Genomic DNA, 21,909 nt, shown 5'->3' on the forward strand with positions numbered 1-21,909 from the left:
ATTTTATAAATTATTAACCCGCGCCTTGTTTTACTGGCTGCAGTTTAATTGAAAGGATCAAAAAAGGAATTTCTTAAAACCAGGGCTTCTTAACTTCAATTCTTGAGATGTCGCTCAGTTTTACAAGACAATAGTTTGGTCCGTAAATACTGGGTGTTGTGCGCTCTCCAACGAGAAATTGATCGTTATAGATATACAGTGTTTTCGCATAGAACTTTATCGTTTTATTCCTATTGGTTACCACGGTGATTTTTGAATCGTAATTAAAACGTTTCGTTCTTATTTGTCCCACTGCATCTGCGCATTTTAAAGTGTCGATGGCGTTTACATAATGTTTATCGTGCATGGCTGCCAATTTATTAAGACCTTTTTTTTGAGCGTGTGAGTTCTCTTTAGGTTTTAATTTTGACTCCAGGTCACTTTTGTTTATGGTGTAAACAGAACAACTGGCAAGCCCTAAGGCCATAACGGAAATTAGTAGAGGCAGTTTTATCAAACTCCAACACTTGTGTCTATACTCGTGCATAAACAAATTTAATATTTAACAAATATTCACAGCAAATCGAAATGGGGAATTTAAAGAAGTTTTTTTGTTAAATATTTTGCAGGTGCTGTTAAGCTAAAAGCCCTACCCTGTAAGGGGTAGGGGCTTTTAAAGAAGTGACAAAAGTTTATCGTTTAAAAGGAAACGCTAATCGTTAACTCGGTTCCATTCGTCTAGTACTGGGGAAAATAAAGCGGTTATTTGCTTCTTACCAGCTTTATAATTCCCACTTTGTTAAAAAGAAGGATGATTGGATAGGTTGGATCAAATTCATACCATTTAGCCGCAAAATTAGGGCGGGCACCTGCCTGGTGATGATTGTTCTGAAATAACTCGCCCATTAATAAGATATCCCAAAGCAAAGTATTTTTAGATTGATCAGGGCTCTCAAAATTACGATACCCGTATTTGTGTCCAGCCCAGTTAACCACAGCGCCTTGAATGGGGCCCATTAAGAAGTTAATTGGAAGGAACAAGAACATCCACCACTGCGTGGCAAAAACTGCGTAGAAAGCGATGTATAACCCTGCAAAAGTCAAACGGCTCGCCCAGCTGTCTGCTATACGATCAATAACAGGATAAACAGGGTAATTCCTATCAAACTTAGGATCGATGGTAACACGGTTATTTAATACATCGTTGTATATTTTTTTTGTGTGCATCATCATCGTGAACACTTCTTTAAAAAAGTGCGGCGTGTGCGGATCTTGCTCGGTATCGCTATATGCGTGGTGCATGCGGTGCAAAATTGCATAAGCTCTTGCATTCAAGTAAGAAGAGCCTTGTGTTACCCAGGCAAAAATGTAAAAGAATTTTTCCCAGAAAGGGTTCATCGTAAACATTTTGTGTGCGGCGTAACGGTGCAGAAAAAAAGTTTGTCCGAAAAGAGAAAGGTACCAGTGCAGTATTAAAAACAGGAGGATTGCCATTGAATTTTTGTGTTGTAAATGTTGTGCAAAATACGGTAAACTAAGTTGTTTTTAATAGCACTTACCTACCAATTAGTGTTATATATGTTAAACGGCGTTTATCAAAAAGTAAAAAGACCCTTTTTGCAAAGAGTCTTTTTTAAGATTAACCTTTTAAAGCTTCGGCTCCACCAACGATCTCGAGGATCTCTTTGGTAATAGATGCCTGACGGGCTTTATTGTACATGATTTTAAGATCACGCTGCATAGCCTTGGCATTATCGGTTGCTTTGTGCATAGCTGTCATACGCGCGCCATGTTCACTTGCAAATGAATCTAAAAGCGCTTTGTAGAATTGTGTTTTTACAGAGCGCGGGATCAATTCGTTTACAATATATTCCTGGCTTGGTTCGTAAATATAATCCACGTTAACTTTAGCTGTTGCTGAAGTTGTGTCGTTTGAAACCACCGGTAACAATTGTTCTTCCGTAGGAATTTGAACCGCCGCGTTCCTGAATTGATTGTAAACGATAACTACTTTGTCAAATTCTTTATTTAAGAAAGCAGCTGTTATTTTCTCCATTACCGGCGCAGCGCTGTCGTAACTAAGCTTATCGAACAACGTGCTGGTGTGGTGAGGAAGGTCTTGTCCGCTGATAAAATATTTTGTTTTCCTGAAGGCATCGTGTACTTTTTTACCAACAGGGACAACCGTTACATCTTTTCCTGCGTATTCATTTTGAATTAACAGGTTTACTTTTTTAATGATGTTAGAGTTAAATGCGCCTGCTAATCCACGGTTCGAAGAAACCGCGATGATCAGCACGCTTTTCACAGCCGTATTCCTTGCGTACACATTTTCAGATGCATCAACACTTGCGCTTACATTTTCTAAAATCTCTTTTAGTTTGTTCGCGTAAGGACGCATTTGAGTGATGGCATCCTGGGCACGTTTTAACTTAGCAGCACTTACCATTTTCATGGCACTTGTAATCTGCATGGTTGAACCAACGGATACTATCTTATTTCTTACTTCCTTTAAACTTGGCATTCTATTTTAATTTGATTGATTGGTTTATTTAAAGCTGATTCCGGTTTTACCGAAATCAGGCTTCAAATTTTCAAATTAGTTATACTTAGCTAACAAATCTTTTGCAACAGTTTCTAATGTATTTGTGATAGCATCAGTGTACTGACCAGCTTTTAATTCGTCAAGTGTTTGTTTGTGTTTGCGTTCTAAAGTATCAAGGAATTCTCTTTCGAATTCACTTACTTTATTTACCGGAACACTTCTTAAAAAGCTTTTAGTTCCTAAATAAATGATTGCAATTTGTTGCTCCACACGGAACGGAGAGAATTGCCCTTGCTTAAGGATCTCGGTGTTACGTGAACCTTTATCTAATACTGATTTTGTAGCAGCATCCAGGTCAGAACCAAATTTCGAGAACGCTTCTAATTCACGGTATTGTGCCTGGTCTAATTTTAAAGTACCTGCCACTTTTTTCATGGATTTAATTTGAGCGTTACCACCCACACGCGATACCGAGATACCTACGTTAATTGCAGGACGGATACCGGAGTTAAATAAGTTAGTTTCCAGGAAGATCTGACCATCTGTAATCGAAATTACGTTGGTTGGAATGTAAGCAGAAACGTCACCCGCTTGTGTTTCAATGATTGGAAGAGCTGTTAATGAACCACCACCTTTAACTAAATGTTTGATAGACTCAGGTAAATCGTTCATGCTTTTTGCGATATCATCGTTGGCGTTGATTTTAGCAGCACGCTCTAATAAACGAGAGTGAAGGTAAAACACGTCACCAGGATATGCTTCACGTCCTGGAGGACGACGAAGTAATAATGAAACCTCACGGTAAGCCACCGCTTGTTTAGATAAATCGTCAAACACGATCAATGCCGGACGACCAGTATCACGGAAAAATTCCCCGATAGCAGCACCTGCGAATGGCGCGTAAAACTGAAGTGGAGCAGGATCTGCAGCACTTGCAGTAACAATAACTGTATAAGGCATTGCACCGTTTTCTTCCAATACACGTACCACGTTAGCTACTGTAGACGCTTTTTGTCCGATAGCTACATAAATACAATATACCGGTTTACCCGCTGCATAAAACTCTTTTTGGTTAATGATAGTATCGATACAAACCGCTGTTTTACCAATCTGACGGTCACCAATAACTAACTCACGTTGACCACGTCCGATAGGAATCATCGCATCAATCGCTTTGATACCTGTTTGAAGAGGCTCAGTAACCGGTTGACGGTAGATTACACCTGGAGCTTTACGCTCTAAAGGCATTTCGTAAGTTGTACCAGCTATAGGACCTTTACCATCAATTGGCTGACCTAAAGTATCAACAACACGTCCTAACATTCCTTCTCCTACTTTAATAGAAGCAATACGGTTAGTACGTTTACAAGAACTTCCTTCACGGATTCCATCGCTGGAACCTAATAATACAGCACCTACGTTATCTTCTTCAAGATTCAGTACTATGGCCTGAACACCCGTTTCAAATTCAATCAACTCACCTGATTGAACTTTAGATAACCCATAAATACGGGCGATACCATCACCTATCTCTAATACGGTTCCTACTTCTTCTAGTTCAGCTTCACTTTTAAAGCCGCTTAATTGTTGTCTTAAAATTGCAGATACTTCTGCTGGTTTTATTTCAGCCATGTTGTATGGTTTGTATTAATTTAATTCGTGTTTAATAATTCTTTCTTAAGGTTTGACAACTGTCGTGCAACCGTTTTGTCAATTTGTTTGTCACCAATACGGATGATAAAACCACCTATTGTATTAGCGTCTATTTTTTCTACAATCTCTACTTCACCTTTTAACTGAGACTTTATAAGATCTGCTACTTTTTGTTTAGTAGTTGCATCAAGACCTTTTGCAGAGGTAACTACCGCAGTAAAAATATTTTTATCTGAGCGGTATTGGTCTTCAAAAGCTTTCGTGATTTCGTGAATGATAGATTCGCGGTGTTTACTGGTAACAAGGTTTAAAAAAGATAAAGTAAGATCTGAAATTTTACCTTTAAAAAGGCTGCTCATCACCACCAATTTTTTATCCGTTTTAATTACCGGGCTGTTTAAGAACAATTCAAACTCACGGTTCTCTGCGCACACTTGTTCTATGGTTTTCATATCAGCTCTTACAGCATCTAATTGCTTAGATTCAACCGCAAGTTCCATCAATGATTTAGCGTATCTGTTTGCAACGATCATCTTAATTCAGGTTAACGTCGTTCATTAAATTAGAAACTAGAGCTTTTTGCTTGTCGTCGTTTGATAATTCTGATTTTAATATTTTTTCAGCAACCTCGATAGAAAGGATAGCTACTTGTTTTTTCAAATCAGCAATAGCGGCGTTTTTCTCAGCAGCAATTTGTTCGCGTGCTGATGACATGATGCGATCGCCTTCTGTTTGAGCTTTTAATTTAGCTTCAGCAACGATACTGTCTTTCGTTTCGCGAGCTTCTTTTAACATAGCGTCACGTTCAGTGCGTGCTTGTGTTAAGATAATTTCATTAGCTGCTTTTAATTCACGCATATCGTTTAACGCGCTTTCTGCACTTTTTAATGCAGTTTCAATGCTTTGCTCACGTGTTTTGATAGCGGAAAGAATTGGTTTCCATGCAAATTTCCCTAAAAGAAATAATAAAAGGATAAATGTAATGGTTGTCCAGAAAATCAGACCTACAGCTGGTTCAATTAAACTTGCTAAGATGAAAAGATTCATAGTTTTAAATTTTATTTTTTTATACTGTTTCCCGAAAGCGGGATAATTTTGTTTGGTTTAATAAACCAAAGCTTTTACCAACCGTAAAAGCTTTGGTTTTGTTTCTTGAAATTACTTCGACATTAAAGCAACTACCACACCGAATAAAGCAACACCTTCAACAAGGGCTGCAGCGATGATCATAGCTGTTTGAATTTTCGAAGTAGCTTCTGGTTGACGTGCAATAGCGTCCATTGCGTGTCCACCAATTTGTCCGATACCGATGCCAGCGCCAATTACGGCTAAACCTGCACCTACTGCTGCGATACTTCCTACCATTTTGTTTTTGTTTTTATTTGTTATTAAATTATTCTCTTCTTAGTGTTTAGCGTGAGCTAATTTTTCGTCGTCTTCGTTATGCATGCCATCTTCATTGTGATCTGCAACGGCAGAACCAATAAATAAAGCGGTTAACATAGTGAAGATGTAAGCTTGCAAAAAGGCTACAAGACACTCTAAAACATCAATAAATAATGCGAAGGCAACAGATACCGGTGCAATGTAAATAGTTTTGAAAACGAAGATTAACCCCACTAAAGAGATAACGATAATGTGACCTGCTGTAATGTTAGCGAATAAACGTATCATTAAAGCAAAAGGTTTTGTAAGGATCCCCACAATCTCAATTGGAATTAAAATTGGCCAGATGGCTTTTGGAGCGTGAGGCAAAAAAATGTGTGACCAGTAGTTTTTATTTCCGTTGATGTTGGTTATAATTAAAGTACAAACAGATAATACTAAAGTAAAGGCAATGTTTCCGGTTAAGTTAGCCCCGATTGGAATTAAACCGAATACGTTGTTAACTAAGATCATGAAGAAAACCGTTAACAAATAAGGAACGTATTTATCAGAAGTATGTCCGATGTTTCCTTTAGCTATATCATCACGCACAAATACCACAAGCGGCTCAAAGAATGATTGTTTGCCTTTTGGAGCGGAGGTTATTCCGTGCGTTTTGTAAGCGCGGGCAATAGACGTAAAAATTAATAAAAGAACAATAACAGAAATAAACATCTGCGTTACATTTTTAGTGATAGAGAAGTCAAGCACTGCTGCATTGGCTACTTCCACTTCGTTTTTTTCGTTGTGGTTAAAGTCTAAAAATTGTCCGTGCTCGTTTGCAACATCTGAAGCGAAGTAAATTTTATCTTCAAAGTTCACAAAACGTTCTCCGTTTTTTTCTACAACCACTGTGCCATGAGTATCATGGTGAAATTCAGAAGACATAAAACATGTAATTCCGTTGTTTCCTTTTAAAATTACAGGTAAAGGCATAGATACAGCATCGTGACCTTCGCCCCAAAAATGCCAGGAGTGGGAATCCAGAATATGCTCAAAAGCTACAGCTGTAATGTCTACTGCACCTTTTGTTTCGTCATGGTGCGTCGTTGCATCATGAGCATCCGTTACAGCATGATGAGCAAGTGTGTCTTCCTGCCCTGTAGCGTTCATTTTTCCTGAAACCGCTAGTAACAGCGAAAATGCTACTAAAAAAACTCTTGAAAACTTTCTGTATATGTTGATTTTACTGGTCATTGCAAAAAATGGCATTAAAAGCGTCTAAATTCGGGTGCAAATGTAGGCAATTTTTAGTAAAAACCAATACCTGTTTGCGGCTATTTTTGGGAGCTGATAGGAAAATCTTACTTTTAACATTTTAAACGATTCATTTTCTATTCGTATGAACTATTGGCTGATAAAATCCGAGCCTTCCACCTACAGTTGGGAGCAATTTAAAAAAGACAAAAAAACCGACTGGACGGGTGTTCGCAACTATGCCGCCCGAAATAATCTCAGAGATATGAAAAAAGGAGATCTGGCCTTTTTTTACCATAGTAACGAAGGGGTTGAAATTGTAGGGATAGCTAAAGTGGTGAAGGAAAGCTACCAGGATCCTACAACCAAAGAACCGGCATGGCTTGCCGTTGATTTTTCACCCTACAAAGAACTGAAAAAGTCTGTGACCCTGGAAATCCTTAAGAAAGATCCATTTTTTTCTAACATGGACCTGATAAGACTTTCGAGGCTTAGTGTTGGAAAAGTTAGCGAAACTGAGTTTTTTAAGATTTGTGAGATGGGAGAGGTGAAACTATAAATTTATAGCACTTCCATTATTTTAACAGCATTTTTAAGCCTTTCCTGACGCTTTCCGGAAATTATCGTGTACGGAATTAGCGACTTTTGTACCTCAGCAAGGTTCATTTCAAATAGCTTTTCCCGGCTGTGTTTGTTTTGTCTTAAGGGATCGGCTTCCCAGGGAATCTGATTGTCAGTTATTAAATAATAATCGTAATGAGTGTCTTTAAGATGTTGATCTATATAGTCGGGTGTTTGCTCAAACTCAAGCTCCGCCCAGATCTTAAGGGTAATTAAGGTTGTATCACAAAATAAAAATCTCCTTGCCTGGTTAGTTAGTTGCTGCTCGAGTGCAATTTGTTTTTTTGCAATAACAACAAGGTCGTCTAAAGTGTAGTTGTAAATATCAGAATCGTTAAAATATTCTCTGGCATATTCAGGAACCCATACTGTTTTGTAATGCCTGGCCAGTTCTTCACACAGCCATGATTTGCCGGTACTTTCAGCGCCAACTACCGCGATCTTTAGGATGCCTCTTTTCTCCATTTAAGCCAGCCGTAAAAAGCAATTAAAGTAAATATCAGGTATAATATAGCGAACAGCCACATTTCTTTCAATCCATATAACAAGATATAGGCGGCATCTATAAAAACCCAAATCAACCAATTTTCTACATATTTTTTAGTCATCATGTAAGTGGTTGTTAAACTGCAGGCAGTTAAGATAGCGTCTAATAAAGGACGATCTCCTTTAAAATAAAGCAGCAAGTAATAATACAGTACAGCCTGTATAACTGTTATAGCAAGGTAAGACGGAATTGTTCGCAAACTTATTTTCTCTACCTTAAATCCTTCAGCATTTTTCTTATTCCAATACATCCAGCCATATACTCCAGCAAAAAAGTAAAAAATTTGTAATGCCATGTCGCCAAAAAGTCGTTGCTGGTAAAACTCTGCGATAGAGGTAAGAGTAGCTATTAAGGCAAAAGGCCAGCACCAAATGGTTTGCTTAATGGTTAACCAAACGCCCAGAGTTCCGGTAACGAGCGCTATAATGCTAAGTAAAGACATTATTCCAGTTCGAGATTATTGTTTTTAAACTCGCCGAGTATTTCTAAAAAATTTTCGTAGGGCATATCCGCGTTCCATAAATAGGAGTTGAAAGCGATGCCATGAAATCCATACTTTGCAGTTTTAGATATGGTTGCCGGAGTGGTTCCGCCCCGCACAACTAATTTCTTTCCGCCATTTTTATTGGCAGCAACTACACCTTCTTCATAAAATCCACTGTATAATTCTCCTGTCATGTTATTGAACATTGTTCCTATTAAAAAGTAGTCGAAGTTTTGTTCTTCTTTTGCATATACCTGCTGCAGCCTCGAATAGGAGCGGCTTTTGCAGGTTTGACCAAATTTTAATCTCAGGCGCGCTCTCGTCCACCAATACTTCCAGCTTGTAGACAAATGGTTTTTGCTAAGGTGTATCCCTTTTAAATTAAATTTTATAGCAAGATTATGGTGTGAGTGAATCACAATCCTGTTGTGAAAATGAGCTGGAATCTCTTTTATATATTCTGCCATTTGATTGGTAGAATGTTTCGGTTTTCGGAGATGTAAAGTCTTCAAGCCGCTTTCGAACATTTTTGTAATCAAAGTAGGCTCGTCAGGAACATCTTTTGATGGTGTAATAACCACTAATTTCATACTTGTGTGTGTGTTTTCAGAAGTCTATTTTAAAAACAGGAGCTTATCTCCGTTAATAAATGTACATTTTTTTCTAATGCGTTACCTATTACGATCATATTTGCTCCTGCCTTTATGCTCCCGTTTATTTTTTTTACGGAATCAATTCCTCCTCCAACAATAAGCGGAATACTCACTTCCCGTCTTATTTTTTTTAAGAGCGGGGAGGCGATGTTTATTTTCGCTCCGCTTCCTGCCTCCAGATAAATTGCTTTAAATCCAAGCTGTTCGGCTGCAAGAGCTGTGCTTATTATGTACTGACTATTTGCAGGATCTAAGGGTATTGTTTTTGTAACTTCCTGTGTAACGGATGTACGTCCACCATCTATAAGCAAATAAGCTGTAGATAAATAATCCAGCTTCATTTTTTTAATCAGCGGTGCTGCGCGAATGTGTTTTTCAATAAGGTAATCGGGATTTCTTCCCGACAGCAAACTCAACAACAGAAGACCGTCTGCCTCTTTTGACAATTGCGATTCATCTCCGGGAAAAAGTATAACAGGGATTTTTGAGAGTTTTTTAATTGCTTTTATGGTTTTATGAATATCGCCTTTCTCCAGCCTGCTTCCACCTACTAAAAAACACGCTACTTTATTTTTATGCGCTATTTTAATAAGCTCCTCATTATATTTATCAGGATCTACAAGCACTGCCAATAAGGGCTTTGCTGATGTGTTCAGTTTTTTTATAATGTTTTTAAAGCTCATGCAACACGTAAACCATTTTATAATCAGCAATATCTTCGCTAATTAACCTGTAAGTCTTTTTAAAATTTTCCATTACTATGCTTCCTGTAATTTCATGGCCTGAAAAATCTTCGATAAATAAATTTTTAATGAACTCCACTTCTTTTAATCCGTAAACCTTATAGAGTGCTTCTTTTGCTGCCCAAAGCGTAATCAGTTTATCTGCTTTATCCTTTGCAAAAGAGAGCTCCGTTTCACTTAAAAACTTAAATTGAACGTTTTTTACTTTGTCGCGAATCTGTTCAATATCTATTCCTGTATTTTCTTTTTTATTTAAAATAATGACGAGTTTGTCGTGCGAATGCGAAATTGAAATATGTTCGTTTCTTCCCTTAAGAAAAGGTTTGTTCTCGGCTGTATAATTAAGCTCATAATCGTCTGATTTTAACAAATTTCTTAAAAGATGTCTGGTTCCTGCCCTTTCTAAATCGCGTTTAACAGCGATGTTTTGTCCAAGAGCAAACGCCCTCAGATCAAGCAGCGCTATTGATATATTTTCGTTTATAGTTCGTATTTCTACCACCAAATAAATAGTTGAGGATTACAAACTTATGACTTATCTTTGTAATCCTTAAAAAAAATAAATAATAACCTATATAACATGTCAGCAACAGCAACAAAGTACGAAGCGTACAAAGTAAAAGACATCTCATTAGCAGAATGGGGTCGTAAAGAAATTAAATTGGCAGAAGAAGAAATGCCAGGATTGATGTCACTTCGTGCAGAGTACGGTGCATCACAACCGTTAAAAGGAGCGCGTATTGCAGGTTGTCTGCACATGACTATTCAAACTGCTGTATTAATTGAAACACTAACAGCTTTAGGTGCTGAAGTTACCTGGAGTTCATGTAATATTTTCTCTACACAAGATCACGCAGCAGCAGCAATTGCAGCAGCGGGTATTCAGGTGTATGCCTGGAAAGGTATGACTGCTGAAGAGTTTGACTGGTGTATTGAACAAACCCTCTGGTTTGGCGAAAGTCGTCAGCCTTTAAATATGATCTTAGATGACGGTGGTGATTTAACGAATATGGTTTTTGACCAATTTCCTGAATTAGCTGCTGGTATCCGCGGTTTATCTGAGGAAACTACCACGGGTGTTCACCGTTTATACGAACGTATGAAAAACGGAACATTAATGTTACCTGCAATCAACGTTAACGATTCGGTTACCAAATCGAAATTTGATAACAAATACGGTTGCCGTGAATCATTGGTAGACGCGATTCGTCGTGCTACTGATGTAATGATGGCCGGTAAAGTTGCAGTAGTTGCTGGTTATGGTGACGTTGGAAAAGGTTCTGCACAATCTTTATCTTCTCAGGGCGTGCGTGTTATGGTAACTGAAATCGATCCTATCTGCGCTCTGCAAGCTGCAATGGACGGTTACCAGGTTGTAAAAATGGATACCGCAGCTAAAATTGCTGATATTCTTGTAACAACTACCGGTAACAAAGACATTATTGTAGGCCGTCATTTTGAAATGATGAAACACGGTGCTATTGTTTGTAACATCGGTCACTTCGATACAGAGATCGATATGGCATGGTTAAACAAAACTTACGGTAAAACTAAAGATGTAATTAAACCACAAGTTGATAAATACACAATCAACGGTAAAGATATTATCGTTTTAGCCGAAGGACGTTTAGTTAACTTAGGTTGCGCTAACGGTCATCCAAGTTTTGTAATGAGTAATTCATTCACAAACCAAACGATGGCTCAAATTGAATTATGGACAAACACAGCAGCATACGAGAAAAAAGTATACGTGTTACCAAAAATTCTTGATGAAAAAGTAGCGCGTTTACACCTTGCCAAAATTGGTGTTGAATTAGACACTTTAAATAAAGATCAGGCTGATTATATTGGTGTAAAAGTAGAGGGTCCATTCAAATCGGACGCTTACAGATACTAAACGCTGCGCTCAGGCTGGCTCAAAAGATCTTTAACTCTTTTGCCCTGCTAAGTTTGACGTATCCATAGCACTCGAAGTGACAATTCACTTCCTGGCGAATAGCTTCATAAAACCCCCAACATTGCTGTTGGGGGTTTTTTATTGACCGAAAAACCTTTGCATTTAAGAACCCCCCTTTTTCCGAAAAATCTTACATATGAAAAGAAGGCAGTGAATTCCAATTTATTAGCGCTGCCTCTCTCCGTAATTTTGTTGGGACGATAAACTCAGATATAAAATGAAAAAGGACTTTACAAAAGTATTTAAAACATTGGTGCTTAGTTGTGCCTTTGCTATTTCAAATCATTTGATATCACAGATCAGTATTACTGCTGTGCCTTTTACGCCAGCTTCAACAGATTTTAATTCCTTTAATCCAAACAGTGCCTCTAATGCCACTGCCACTATTCCAGCCGGTTGGTCTTTATCAAGTAGTGGAACTCCCGCCTATAACGGTCAGTCTATATCCGGACCTTCTGCCGGAGGTTATTGGTCGTACACTTACCTTCTTTCAGGAGACTATAACCTTGGGGGTTTGCGTGATGCCTCTGTAGGCAATATTACTTACCATGTTGATTATGTAAACAATACAGGCGGGTTAATTACAAGCCTGGTTTTATCGTGGGATTATGAGCAATGGCGCTTTGCGAATTTTTCGGGTTGGAGCTGCTTTGGAACAGGCGCTTTAGCAGGTAATTCTGTTTTAACTACGAAAGGATATATTGGAGCGAACAATAGTTTTTTAAATCCGGCAACTTCTACTCCGCTAGCCACTTTTACACTATCAGGTCTGTCTATCGCGAATGGAGACACATTCGGCATCTCCTGGATTACCAACGATGACACTGGTGCAGATAATGGTATCGCTATCGATAATTTTTCGCTTAATGCTTTTGCCACTCCTTCTATAACACTTGCTAATCAGACTATAGCTGCGGGAAACATGTATCAAACTTCCGTAAATAATGTCCTTTACAGAACGGATGTAACCGTTGCTGTTAGTCCCGCTACATTAACCTCAGCGGTTCTTGCCACCAGCGGCACTTACCTGTCGTCGAACATTAGTAATTTAAAACTATGGTATTCTACAAACGCTGTATTCTCAACATCCACAGCCACTTTGCTTTCAACAAAAACAACTGGTCTTGGAACCGGCGCAAAAACTTTTTCAGGACTTTCTCAAAGATTTGACATTGGAACATCTTATGTGTTTATGACAACCGATGTACCCTGCGCTACCACACCAGGAAATATAATTGGAGTAAATGCGATGACCCTCGGAAATTTTTCTTTTGCCAATGGTACTAAAACAGGGTCTGGATTCACAGCGACAGGATCTCAGTCTATAACCGCATTAACTCTGAATGCCGTGGCAAATCAATCTATTTGTTCCGGCAAATCTGTTGCGGCGATAAATTTTGTAACCTTTCCTTCCGGAAGTACTGTTAATTGGGCCAATACAAATACTTCTACAGGACTTGCCGCAACCGGAAGCGGTAACATTTCTTCTTATGCGGCGCCTGCAGTATCTTCTAATGAAAACGCCACTATATCAGCAACCATTTCTAATGGTGCTTGCATTGGTACATCAAGCTCATTCAATCTCCAGATTAAAAAAACTAATCAGGCTAATAGTGCCTGGACAGGGGCTGTCTCTTCCGACTGGACAGACTCCGACAACTGGAGTAACTGTGTTTGCGGCAGTGCCACTGATGTAACCGTTTCCACCACCGGATCTAATCCGGTTATTAATAGTACCGCGAACGTGAAAAATATTCAGATTAATGCGGGATCAAGCTTATCCGTTCAAAGTTCACAGGCTCTGAATGTTCAGGGAAATTGGGTAAACAATGGCAGTTTTAATGCCCAACAAGGCTCTGTAATTCTTTCTGGTACCACTCCGCAGACTTTATCAGGAAGCAGCACAACCTCTTTCTACGATCTTGTTTTAAGTAATTCTAATGGCGCCTTCTTATCTTCCGTACAACAAATAAGAGGAACACTTTATTTGAATTCAGGAGTATTTAATACTAATGACCTTTTAACCTTGGCTGCAAACGCTACAGAATCAGGTAAAATAGGCCCAATTAATGCGAGCGCTGATATTATCAATAAAGTAACCGTGCAACAGTATGCGCCGGGTGGAGCAACAGGCTGGGCGTTATTAGGTTCACCCATTTCTTCTTCTCTAACTATGGCTGACTGGAATGATAATTTCCCTATTACTTGCCTAACTTGTCCTGACGGTTATATGAACTTTCCATCGATCTATACTTATAACGAAAGTACTCCTGGTGATAACAGCAATCCGGCAAAATATACTCCTATAACAAGCATTACAGACCATATAACGCCTGGAGTTGGTTACTGGGCGTATATTGGAAACGGTTCTACCACTACTTCGGCCATAAATTTTGATGTGTTTGGAAATGTTGCGAAAAGTACCTGTTTGAGTTGCACGGGTGACATTACTATTCCCTTGTCTTTTACTTCGAATAACGGACTTGCTGATGATGGATGGAATTTGATAAGCAATCCGCTTCCTTCTCCTATAAGCTGGACAGCATTAAGAAATGGTAATCCAGATGTGGATGATGCCATCTATGTTTATAACCAGGATCTTAATAATGGTCAGGGCGCACATACCAGTTTTATTAATGGTGTAAGCAGCGATATTTCTGGTGGTGTATCTGATAATATTGGTATGTGCCAGGGTTTTTATGTACACGCAAAAGCCAATACCACTTTAACTGCAGGAGAAGATGTAAAGACAGATTCAAATCCTGCTTTTTTACGTCCTGCGGCCACCAAACCTATTTTTAGACTGGCTATGCATTCCTCTTCGTCACAGGATATGACCACTTTTTATTTTCAGCAAGGTGGTACAACTCATTTTCAAAATGATTTTGATGCGTACAAATTAAATTTTTCGTCAGGCGCATATATTGGGAGTATGAGTGATTCTATACTGACGAGCATTAGCGGGCTACCTGAATTGACTGCTAACACGTCTGTTTTGGTTAAGGTCATTACGCCTTCCACTGAGAGCTTTACTTTTTCTTCTTTAACGAAAGATTTTCCTACAGGTGTTTGTGTGAAACTTTATGACAGTTATACAGGCGCATCTACAAACATTTTAACCAATAGTTATGTTTGCACCCTATACGATACAACAACTGTTTCACGCTTTAAAATCAGCTTCTATTCTACTATTTCAACTGGAATAAGTCATATCAACCAACCAAGCTGCAATTCCTTAAACGGCTTTGTCAGTGCTAATGGCTCAGGTAATGGTCCGTGGGATTATGTTTGGAAAAGCGGTAATACTGTAGTTAAAACGAGTTTAAATAAAGCAACAAGTGATAGTCTCACAAATTTAAATGGTGGAAATTATTCTGTTGAAATTATTAACTCAGGAGGTTGCGATCATTTTTTAAAATCTTTTACGGTTGATCTTATTTCTGTTTCGAATGCTTCTTTTAGCGCTGACAGTTATCAAACCACTCTTTCAAATGCAGGCCTGATAAACTTTGTAAATCAATCTGGTAATTCACAATTCAGTTCCTGGGAATTTGGCGATAACAGCGGCACCTTCTTTGTTCCGTCGCCTTCTCACAACTACACTTCGCCAGGTACTTATACGGTAAAATTAATCACAGAAAGTAACACCCATTGTAAAGATACTGCTCAACAAGTAATAGTTGTCGTTGATGACGTAACCGCACTCAAATCATTTTCTAAAAACAATGAGGTTACATTAAGCACACTTTCACGCGGAAATTATGAACTAGCCATTTCTTTCGCCGATGCAAAAGATATAGAGATCAGTTTATTTGATTTGAGAGGCACGCTTCTTCAAAAAACCGATCTGAATCAGGTAAGCACGCTTCGTCACAGCATAGATCTGCAAGATCTTTCTCCAGGCATGTATCTTTTGAAAACAAACTCTGGTAAAGACTTTCAAAAGACCTTTAAACTACTAAAATAAACTTTTTATCAGCGAAATTTTAAACTCCCGAACTTTGTTCAGGAGTTTTTAGTTGGATCCTTTTCAGATTCCAATTACTCTGATTCATTGCGCATGTAAGATTCACAGCGTTTCCGACAAAATATTCACTCCAGGTCTCAATACATTTGACTCATAAACTTACCATTATGAAGCTCATTTACGCCACTTTACTTTTCGTATTATTATTGAGTTCGAAAACCATCAGCTCACAGTCTGCCAGTCCCGTGGTAAGACTCTTTATGAATACTTCTGGTTTTAACGATGAGACTGTATTTTATTTCCAACAAGGTGGCACAACAGCTTTTCAATCTGATATGGATGCTTACAAGTTAATTCCTAATCAAGGTCAATTTCCTTACATGGGAAGTTTAAGTGATTCTGTTTTAACAAGCATCAGTGGTTTACCTCCATTACCTGTTAATCTTACTATCGCTGTTAAAGCTATTAGTCCTGCAACAAAAAGTTTTACTTTTTCAGCAGAATCTACAGATTTTCCTGGCAGCGTTTGTGTAAGTTTATTTGATTGCTATACAGGTATAAGCACAAATATTCTTGCGGATAAATATGTTTGTACACTGTACGATACAACTACTTGCGCACGGTTCAAAATGAAATTTTTTACCTCGCTGGCACAAGGTATCAGCTCACTTAAACAGCCTGCTTGCAGCTCCCCGCAAGGTGGCTTAATCGTAGCTGCGGGCTCAGGTTCTGGTCCCTGGAATTTTGAGTGGAGTATTGGAGATAGCGTGATCAAAACCTGCTATAACAAAACAGTTTCCGATTCGCTAAACAATTTATCTGGCGGCATGTATTCACTAAAAGTTAGTAACGTCGGTCAATGTTCTGCCTTTACGAGAAATTTTGAAATCATTAGCGTAGTTATTCCCAGTGCTTCTTTTGTTGCAGATTCTTATACAACCTCTCTTTCTGATCTTGGAAAAATCAGTTTTACAAATACTTCCTCAGGAAATCAAATTAACAGCTGGGAATTTGGGGATAATAGCGGCACCTGGTTTATGCCGAATGCAAGCCACAATTACATTTCTTCAGGTACTTACACGGTTACTTTAACAACCGAAAGCATTCATCATTGCAGGACAAGTTCAAGTAAACTAATAACCGTAATTGATGATGTAACAGGCATGTCAGAATTGGATCTTAATAACCAGGTTCTAATAGCCACACTTTCACAAGGCAATTACGAATTAAAGTTTCAACTTAAACAGATGACGGATGTGCAATTGTATATCACCGACTTAAAAGGATCTATTATACAAAGCTCAGAACTCAGAAATATTAGTTCGGCTAGTCAGGCGATTAACCTGAGCTCATCGCCACAAGGAATTTATATAGTAAAGCTCGTGAGTAAAGAGGGTGCTCAGAAAAACTTTAAAGTCATCAACTAATTATTTTTCTTTTGCAGACTTCGGATCATTTCTCCGAAGTCTTGCTTTTTAAGCATAGCGTTAATGCTTTGTACAATCCTCCCCGCCTTAGTATCTATACCCTTTGCTGCGTTGATGTGATTGTGAAAATAATTTTGGTGAGCCATAGTCAAAGAATTAAACTGAGCTAAAGCAAGTGGTTCTTCTTTCAGTGCATCAAGAAAGTCTTGTGATTTTAAAACACCCGAATTGTCTTTTTCGAACTTAACAGAAACCAGCGCGCCCTCGTTCTTTCCAAGTTTTTTCCGAATTTCGGCTTTTAAAACTAGTATAAAGTTTCCTTCACCGCTTGGGAAACAAGTCATGCGTTCAAACTTAACGTCATCCACCAGGCCCTTTATCCTGAACTCTTTCCTGTTTTTAAGTTTTAGTTTTGTGATGATATCCGGGGGAACTTCCACATAATGCCAGCCGGTTTGCTGACCTTTAGTGTTGAATTTTTGGATGGACGCTTTGAAGGAATGCATTGTCAAATATAGAACATGTAAGTTGTATATGGAAGCTTGTGCCTTGTCTTAATGCCTATTTGTTCGCTCTCTAGCTTACAGGCAAGGTGCAGTTTACAAGTTACCACCTGCAATTCTGTATCTAAACCTTCTGCAATTCAATAACGGTAATCTCAGGCCAAATGCCCAAACGTCCTGGATATCCTAAAAATCCAAGCCCACGGTTAACGTATAAAAATTGCTTGCCTTCACGATAAAGTCCAGCCCACTCTTTATAGATCCACTTTGCAGGACTCCATTTAAACCCAGGAATTTCAATTCCCAATTGCATGCCATGTGTGTGACCACTTAAAGTAAGATCAATACTTCCGTACTCCGGACGCACTTGTTTGTCCCAATGGCTTGGATCATGGCTCATCAAAATTTTATAGGGATAAATCTCTGTTCCTTTATAAGCCTGATCTAATTTACCATAGCGGGGAAAACGCAGACTACCACCCCAATTTTCAATTCCTAATAACCCAATTTGCTGACCATTTTTTTCAATAGGAACATGTTCGTTCATTAAAAGTTTCCAGCCAAAAGATGCTTGAAGTTGTTTAAGTTTATCAAGGTTATCTTTCTTCTGCTGCGGTGTTTCCCACTCCACATAATCGCCGTAATCATGATTTCCAAGCACAGAAAAAACACCATGCGGCGCTTTTAGACGGCGAAACGAATCTTCATAACCTAGTGTTTCGTCTGCTACGTTATTTACAAGATCGCCCGTAAATAAAATTAAGTCGGGGTTCTGTTTTAAAACAATATCAAAAGCTTTGTTTATAGGATCTTTATCCATAAATGAACCTATATGAATATCCGAAAGTTGAACGATTTTAAATCCGTTAAACTCCTCAGGCAAATTCGGGGCAGGCACCTTTACATTGTGAACCCTGTATTTATAAGCTCCACGTACTATGCCGTACAAAAAGCCAATAGCCGGAATCACGGTAAATGTAATGGCTACCTGGCTTAAAAATTTTAACCTGCTAATGCCTTCGGTGGCCGTAGCGGTTTCTGTCGGTTTATCTTTAAATAAAGATATTATCCAGCGTAAAAGCCTAATGAGATCGTCGATAATTAAAAAGGTACATCCTAACAGTTTGCAAACAATGATGATAAAAGCAGCCGAAGAAATAAATCTCAAAAAAGTATTCCATTTTCCCGGAGGATAAACAATAGCCATTAATCCAATTGCTATGCTAAATCCAGCGAAAACGTATGCTGTCCATAAAATCCAATGTTTTCTGCTTTGAGAAAAATCCTGCGCAAAGGTTTTAACCGCCTGTAAGAAATAAAATTCTATCAGGAGTATGATAATAAAAAATATAATAAATCTACCTGTCATAAGGCTTCAAATGTACTAATTCCAAAAAGTCCGGTATTTACAAATCAATGTTAATTAATTCCAAAATCGGCCAACTGTACCAACGGAGTTTCTTTTAAATTTGAATAATAATCAATTTTGTAGTCTATTTCAATCATGGCAAAAACCCGCATAGGAATTATTTTCGGAGGACAGAGTAAAGAGCGTGAAATATCATTTGCCGGCGGTAGAACCGTGTACGACAATTTAAACAAATCTCTTTTTGAAGCAGTGCCTGTTTTCGTAGACAGCTTCGGAAATTTTATTGAACTGAATTGGGAATTTATTTACAAAGGTACCGTTCGTGATTTTTATCCTCCTGTTGAGTTTTTACCATCAGGCTCATCTTTTCAATTGTATGCTGAAAATTTAGGCAACTTAGATGAGAGACAACAAACTACCCTGATTGAAAAAATTGGAAAAAAATTAAGTCTTTCTGATCTTAAACACAAAATTGATTTTGCTTTTTTATGTCTTCATGGCCCGTATGGCGAGGACGGCCGCATACAAGGCCTTTTTGAATTCAATCATATTCCTTACAGCGGTTCCGGAATTTTAGCCTCTGCTATTGGCATTGACAAAGCAGTGCAAAAAGAAATGATGGTAAACAAAGGGTTTAATAGTCCAAACTACATTACCATTAAAAGAAACGATTGGATAGACGGCACTTCAAAAAATACTTTTAAAACTGTTAAAGAAAAGATCGGATTTCCCTGCGTTGTGAAACCTGCAAATCAAGGGTCCAGTATTGGCGTGAGTATATTAAATTCAGAAAACGAGCTGGAATTTATGATTGCCGTTGAAAAAGCGCTTTTTACAAGATGGCTCGATGCTAAGGAATGGCAGGCACTTTCGGCAGCACAAAAACATGATTTGGTAAAAAGTCTCGCTGACATTCGCGAAGGTATCGGTATGCCTTTGATGATTAGTCATCCTAAAGAACTAAATGCTCCGGTAATTTATGATCCAAATGAGTTGATCAGATATTTAGATGCAAATTTAAAAACCGAGGGATTTGTTGTTGAAAGTTTAGACGGGGAAAGCACTGTTTTAGTAGAAGGCTTTATTGAAGGAAAAGAATTTAGTTGTATTGTTCTCGAAGACGAACATGGCAAAGCAATCGCTTTACCGCCAACGGAGATTCGCAAAGGCAAAGAATTATTTGACTACCGTAGTAAATATTTGCCAGGCTTATCGCGTAAGATCACTCCGATTGATATTCCGGATGAGCAAATTGAAGCCATTCGCAAAGAGTGCGAGAAACTATTTTACGACTTACATTTTGATGTCTATGCACGTATAGATGGTTTTTTAAGCACAGACGGAAAAATATTTTTGAATGATCCGAACACTACAAGTGGGATGATGCCTTCATCGTTTTTCTTTCATCAGGCAGCGGAGATCGGCCTAAATCCCTCTCAATTTCTAACTTTCATCATTCGAACTTCTCTTTCAAAAAGAAGTATTCAGTCGAAGGGAAATGTCACTTACAAAAAACTGCTGACGAACTTAGACGAGGCTATTATAAAAGACAAAAATGCGTTAGGTCACAAAACCCGCGTAGCTGTAATTCTTGGAGGTTATTCTTCTGAACGTCATATTTCCGTTGAAAGCGGAAGAAATGTTTTTGAAAAATTAGCATCTTCTGAAAAATATGCTCCGTTTCCTGTTTTTTTAACCGGTGATAATTCTGCTCATCAATTGTATCACATTCCTATTAATTTACTATTAAAGGACAATGCAGATGACATAAAAGAAAAGGCAGAACATTTTAAGGTGCATCCGGTGATAAATAAAATAATGAATGAGTGCGCTGAAATTACTAATAAATATGCGGCTGCAAATCATACACTTTCTCCCGAAAAATTATCCTTTGAAAGTTTAAAAGAAAAATCAGACGAAGTGTTCATCGCCCTTCACGGACGCCCTGGCGAAGACGGAGCAATACAGGAAAAGCTGGATGCGATTGGACTTCCCTATAATGGTTCGAGCAAAGAAAGTTCCTCTATAACTATTGACAAGTACCGCACCAATGAAATTCTAAAAAACAACGGATTTCTTGTTGCAGAACATATTCTAATTACTAAAGACGATTGGCATTTTAATAAAGGTAAATTCGTTGAGCTCCTTCAGGATAAAATAAAATATCCTTTCATTGCTAAACCGGTTGATGATGGTTGTAGCAGCGCAGTGAAAAAAATAAAAACATTAGAAGAGTTCGAAGCCTTTTGCACATTGATCTTCAGAGCCACTGAAGATTTTGATTCAGCAGCAGCGAATACTTTAAACATTAAACCCAAAGAAGAATTTCCTCAAAAACAAGTGGTGCTTGTAGAAGAACTCATCAGTAAAAAAGATGCAGATCACTTTTTGGAAATTACGGGTGGCATGTTGACGCGTTACAATAGAAACGGAGAACTCGAGTACGAAGTTTTCGAAGCTTCAGAAGCTTTAGCAGATGGAGAAATTTTAAGTCTCGAAGAAAAATTCTTAGCAGGACAAGGTCAGAATATCACTCCTGCGCGTTATGCAAAATCCGCAAGTGACCGTCAGAAAGTAAGCGACCAGGTGAAGGCTGCATTGGGCGGTGCTGCGAAAGTTCTGGGAGTAACCGGGTATTGCCGCATAGATGCCTTCGTTCGTGTTTATAAAGATTGCAGTGCTGAAATTATTTTCATCGAAGTTAATTCATTACCGGGCATGACTCCTGCTACATGCATTTTTCATCAGGCTGCCATTAACGACTATAAACCTTACGAGTTTATAGATAACATTCTTGACTTTGGTAAAAAACGTCTAGCAACCGTTTAAAAATCTCTTA

At 38.4% G+C, this 21,909-nt stretch carries 20 protein-coding genes; 5 read left to right on the plus strand and 15 right to left on the minus strand.

Annotated elements, in window-relative coordinates:
* Positions 1 to 73: 73 nt before the first annotated feature.
* The 8 genes from CNR22_09510 to atpB all read right to left on the minus strand — a co-directional run bounded on the left by CNR22_09510 (position 74) and on the right by atpB (position 6,799).
* Positions 74 to 466 (minus strand): hypothetical protein, encoded by a 393-nt coding sequence (locus CNR22_09510; GenBank protein ID PBQ31996.1) that lies wholly within the window; start codon positions 464 to 466, stop codon positions 74 to 76.
* 275 nt (positions 467 to 741) lie between these two features.
* Complete coding sequence (locus tag CNR22_09515; protein PBQ31997.1) at positions 742 to 1,473, minus strand: acyl-CoA desaturase; 732 nt, start codon at positions 1,471 to 1,473, stop codon at positions 742 to 744.
* Between the two features lie 145 nt (positions 1,474 to 1,618).
* Complete coding sequence (atpG, locus tag CNR22_09520) at positions 1,619 to 2,503, minus strand: ATP synthase F1 subunit gamma (GenBank protein ID PBQ31998.1); 885 nt, start codon at positions 2,501 to 2,503, stop codon at positions 1,619 to 1,621.
* 75 nt (positions 2,504 to 2,578) lie between these two features.
* Positions 2,579 to 4,156: a F0F1 ATP synthase subunit alpha gene (locus CNR22_09525; protein ID PBQ31999.1), complete on the minus strand. Its 1,578-nt coding sequence runs from the start codon at positions 4,154 to 4,156 to the stop codon at positions 2,579 to 2,581.
* Between the two features lie 20 nt (positions 4,157 to 4,176).
* Positions 4,177 to 4,710 (minus strand): ATP synthase F1 subunit delta, encoded by a 534-nt coding sequence (gene atpH / locus CNR22_09530; protein PBQ32000.1) that lies wholly within the window; start codon positions 4,708 to 4,710, stop codon positions 4,177 to 4,179.
* Position 4,711: 1 nt separating this feature from the next.
* A complete protein-coding gene (atpF, locus tag CNR22_09535) occupies positions 4,712 to 5,224 on the minus strand; it encodes an ATP synthase F0 subunit B (protein ID PBQ32001.1) in 513 nt (170 codons plus the stop codon).
* A gap of 111 nt (positions 5,225 to 5,335) precedes the next feature.
* Positions 5,336 to 5,542 carry an ATP synthase F0 subunit C gene (atpE, locus tag CNR22_09540; protein PBQ32002.1) on the minus strand — a complete coding sequence of 69 codons (207 nt, stop codon included), beginning with the start codon at positions 5,540 to 5,542 and terminating at the stop codon, positions 5,336 to 5,338.
* 39 nt (positions 5,543 to 5,581) lie between these two features.
* Complete coding sequence (gene atpB, locus CNR22_09545; protein ID PBQ34865.1) at positions 5,582 to 6,799, minus strand: ATP synthase F0 subunit A; 1,218 nt, start codon at positions 6,797 to 6,799, stop codon at positions 5,582 to 5,584.
* 145 nt (positions 6,800 to 6,944) lie between these two features.
* Here atpB and CNR22_09550 point away from each other — a divergent pair, with 145 nt between their 5' ends.
* Positions 6,945 to 7,358, plus strand: coding sequence for a ubiquinol-cytochrome C reductase (locus CNR22_09550; GenBank protein PBQ32003.1), 414 nt, complete (start codon positions 6,945 to 6,947; stop codon positions 7,356 to 7,358).
* Positions 7,359 to 7,360: 2 nt separating this feature from the next.
* Here CNR22_09550 and CNR22_09555 read toward each other — a convergent pair whose 3' ends face one another.
* Genes CNR22_09555 through CNR22_09575 form a run of 5 tightly spaced genes read right to left on the minus strand, consistent with a single transcriptional unit; the run spans position 7,361 to position 10,358 of the window.
* On the minus strand, positions 7,361 to 7,885 hold the full coding sequence (locus tag CNR22_09555; protein PBQ32004.1) for an ATPase: 525 nt from the start codon (positions 7,883 to 7,885) through the stop codon (positions 7,361 to 7,363).
* The gene (locus tag CNR22_09560; protein PBQ32005.1) at positions 7,864 to 8,409 is read right to left on the minus strand and encodes a hypothetical protein; all 546 of its coding nucleotides are present in this window, start codon (positions 8,407 to 8,409) and stop codon (positions 7,864 to 7,866) included. The genes CNR22_09555 and CNR22_09560 overlap by 22 nt, the downstream gene beginning before the upstream one ends.
* Positions 8,409 to 9,041 carry a hypothetical protein gene (locus CNR22_09565; GenBank protein ID PBQ32006.1) on the minus strand — a complete coding sequence of 211 codons (633 nt, stop codon included), beginning with the start codon at positions 9,039 to 9,041 and terminating at the stop codon, positions 8,409 to 8,411. Before CNR22_09565 ends, CNR22_09560 begins: the two co-directional genes overlap by 1 nt.
* 29 nt (positions 9,042 to 9,070) lie before the next feature.
* Entirely contained in the window at positions 9,071 to 9,787 is a 717-nt protein-coding gene (locus CNR22_09570; GenBank protein ID PBQ32007.1) for a phosphoglycerol geranylgeranyltransferase, read from the minus strand.
* A complete protein-coding gene (locus CNR22_09575; protein PBQ32008.1) occupies positions 9,777 to 10,358 on the minus strand; it encodes a hypothetical protein in 582 nt (193 codons plus the stop codon). The genes CNR22_09570 and CNR22_09575 overlap by 11 nt, the downstream gene beginning before the upstream one ends.
* Before the next feature lie 69 nt (positions 10,359 to 10,427).
* Here CNR22_09575 and CNR22_09580 point away from each other — a divergent pair, with 69 nt between their 5' ends.
* The 3 genes from CNR22_09580 (at position 10,428) to CNR22_09590 (ending at position 17,198) form a co-directional block, all read left to right on the plus strand.
* A complete protein-coding gene (locus CNR22_09580; GenBank protein ID PBQ32009.1) occupies positions 10,428 to 11,744 on the plus strand; it encodes an adenosylhomocysteinase in 1,317 nt (438 codons plus the stop codon).
* A gap of 277 nt (positions 11,745 to 12,021) precedes the next feature.
* Entirely contained in the window at positions 12,022 to 15,771 is a 3,750-nt protein-coding gene (locus tag CNR22_09585) for a hypothetical protein (GenBank protein ID PBQ32010.1), read from the plus strand.
* Positions 15,772 to 15,938: 167 nt separating this feature from the next.
* Complete coding sequence (locus CNR22_09590) at positions 15,939 to 17,198, plus strand: hypothetical protein (GenBank protein PBQ32011.1); 1,260 nt, start codon at positions 15,939 to 15,941, stop codon at positions 17,196 to 17,198.
* Here CNR22_09590 and CNR22_09595 read toward each other — a convergent pair.
* Both CNR22_09595 and CNR22_09600 read right to left on the minus strand, forming a co-directional pair.
* Entirely contained in the window at positions 17,195 to 17,704 is a 510-nt protein-coding gene (locus CNR22_09595) for a hypothetical protein (GenBank protein PBQ32012.1), read from the minus strand. The two genes, CNR22_09590 and CNR22_09595, sit on opposite strands and share 4 nt — an antisense overlap.
* Before the next feature lie 121 nt (positions 17,705 to 17,825).
* Positions 17,826 to 19,070: a metallophosphatase gene (locus CNR22_09600; GenBank protein ID PBQ32013.1), complete on the minus strand. Its 1,245-nt coding sequence runs from the start codon at positions 19,068 to 19,070 to the stop codon at positions 17,826 to 17,828.
* A 135-nt stretch (positions 19,071 to 19,205) separates the two neighbouring features.
* Here CNR22_09600 and CNR22_09605 point away from each other — a divergent pair, with 135 nt between their 5' ends.
* The gene (locus CNR22_09605) at positions 19,206 to 21,899 is read left to right on the plus strand and encodes a D-alanine--D-alanine ligase (GenBank protein PBQ32014.1); all 2,694 of its coding nucleotides are present in this window, start codon (positions 19,206 to 19,208) and stop codon (positions 21,897 to 21,899) included.
* Positions 21,900 to 21,909 lie beyond the last annotated feature (10 nt).

The organism is Sphingobacteriaceae bacterium, from assembly GCA_002319075.1.
GTDB lineage: Bacteria > Bacteroidota > Bacteroidia > B-17B0 > Aurantibacillaceae > Aurantibacillus.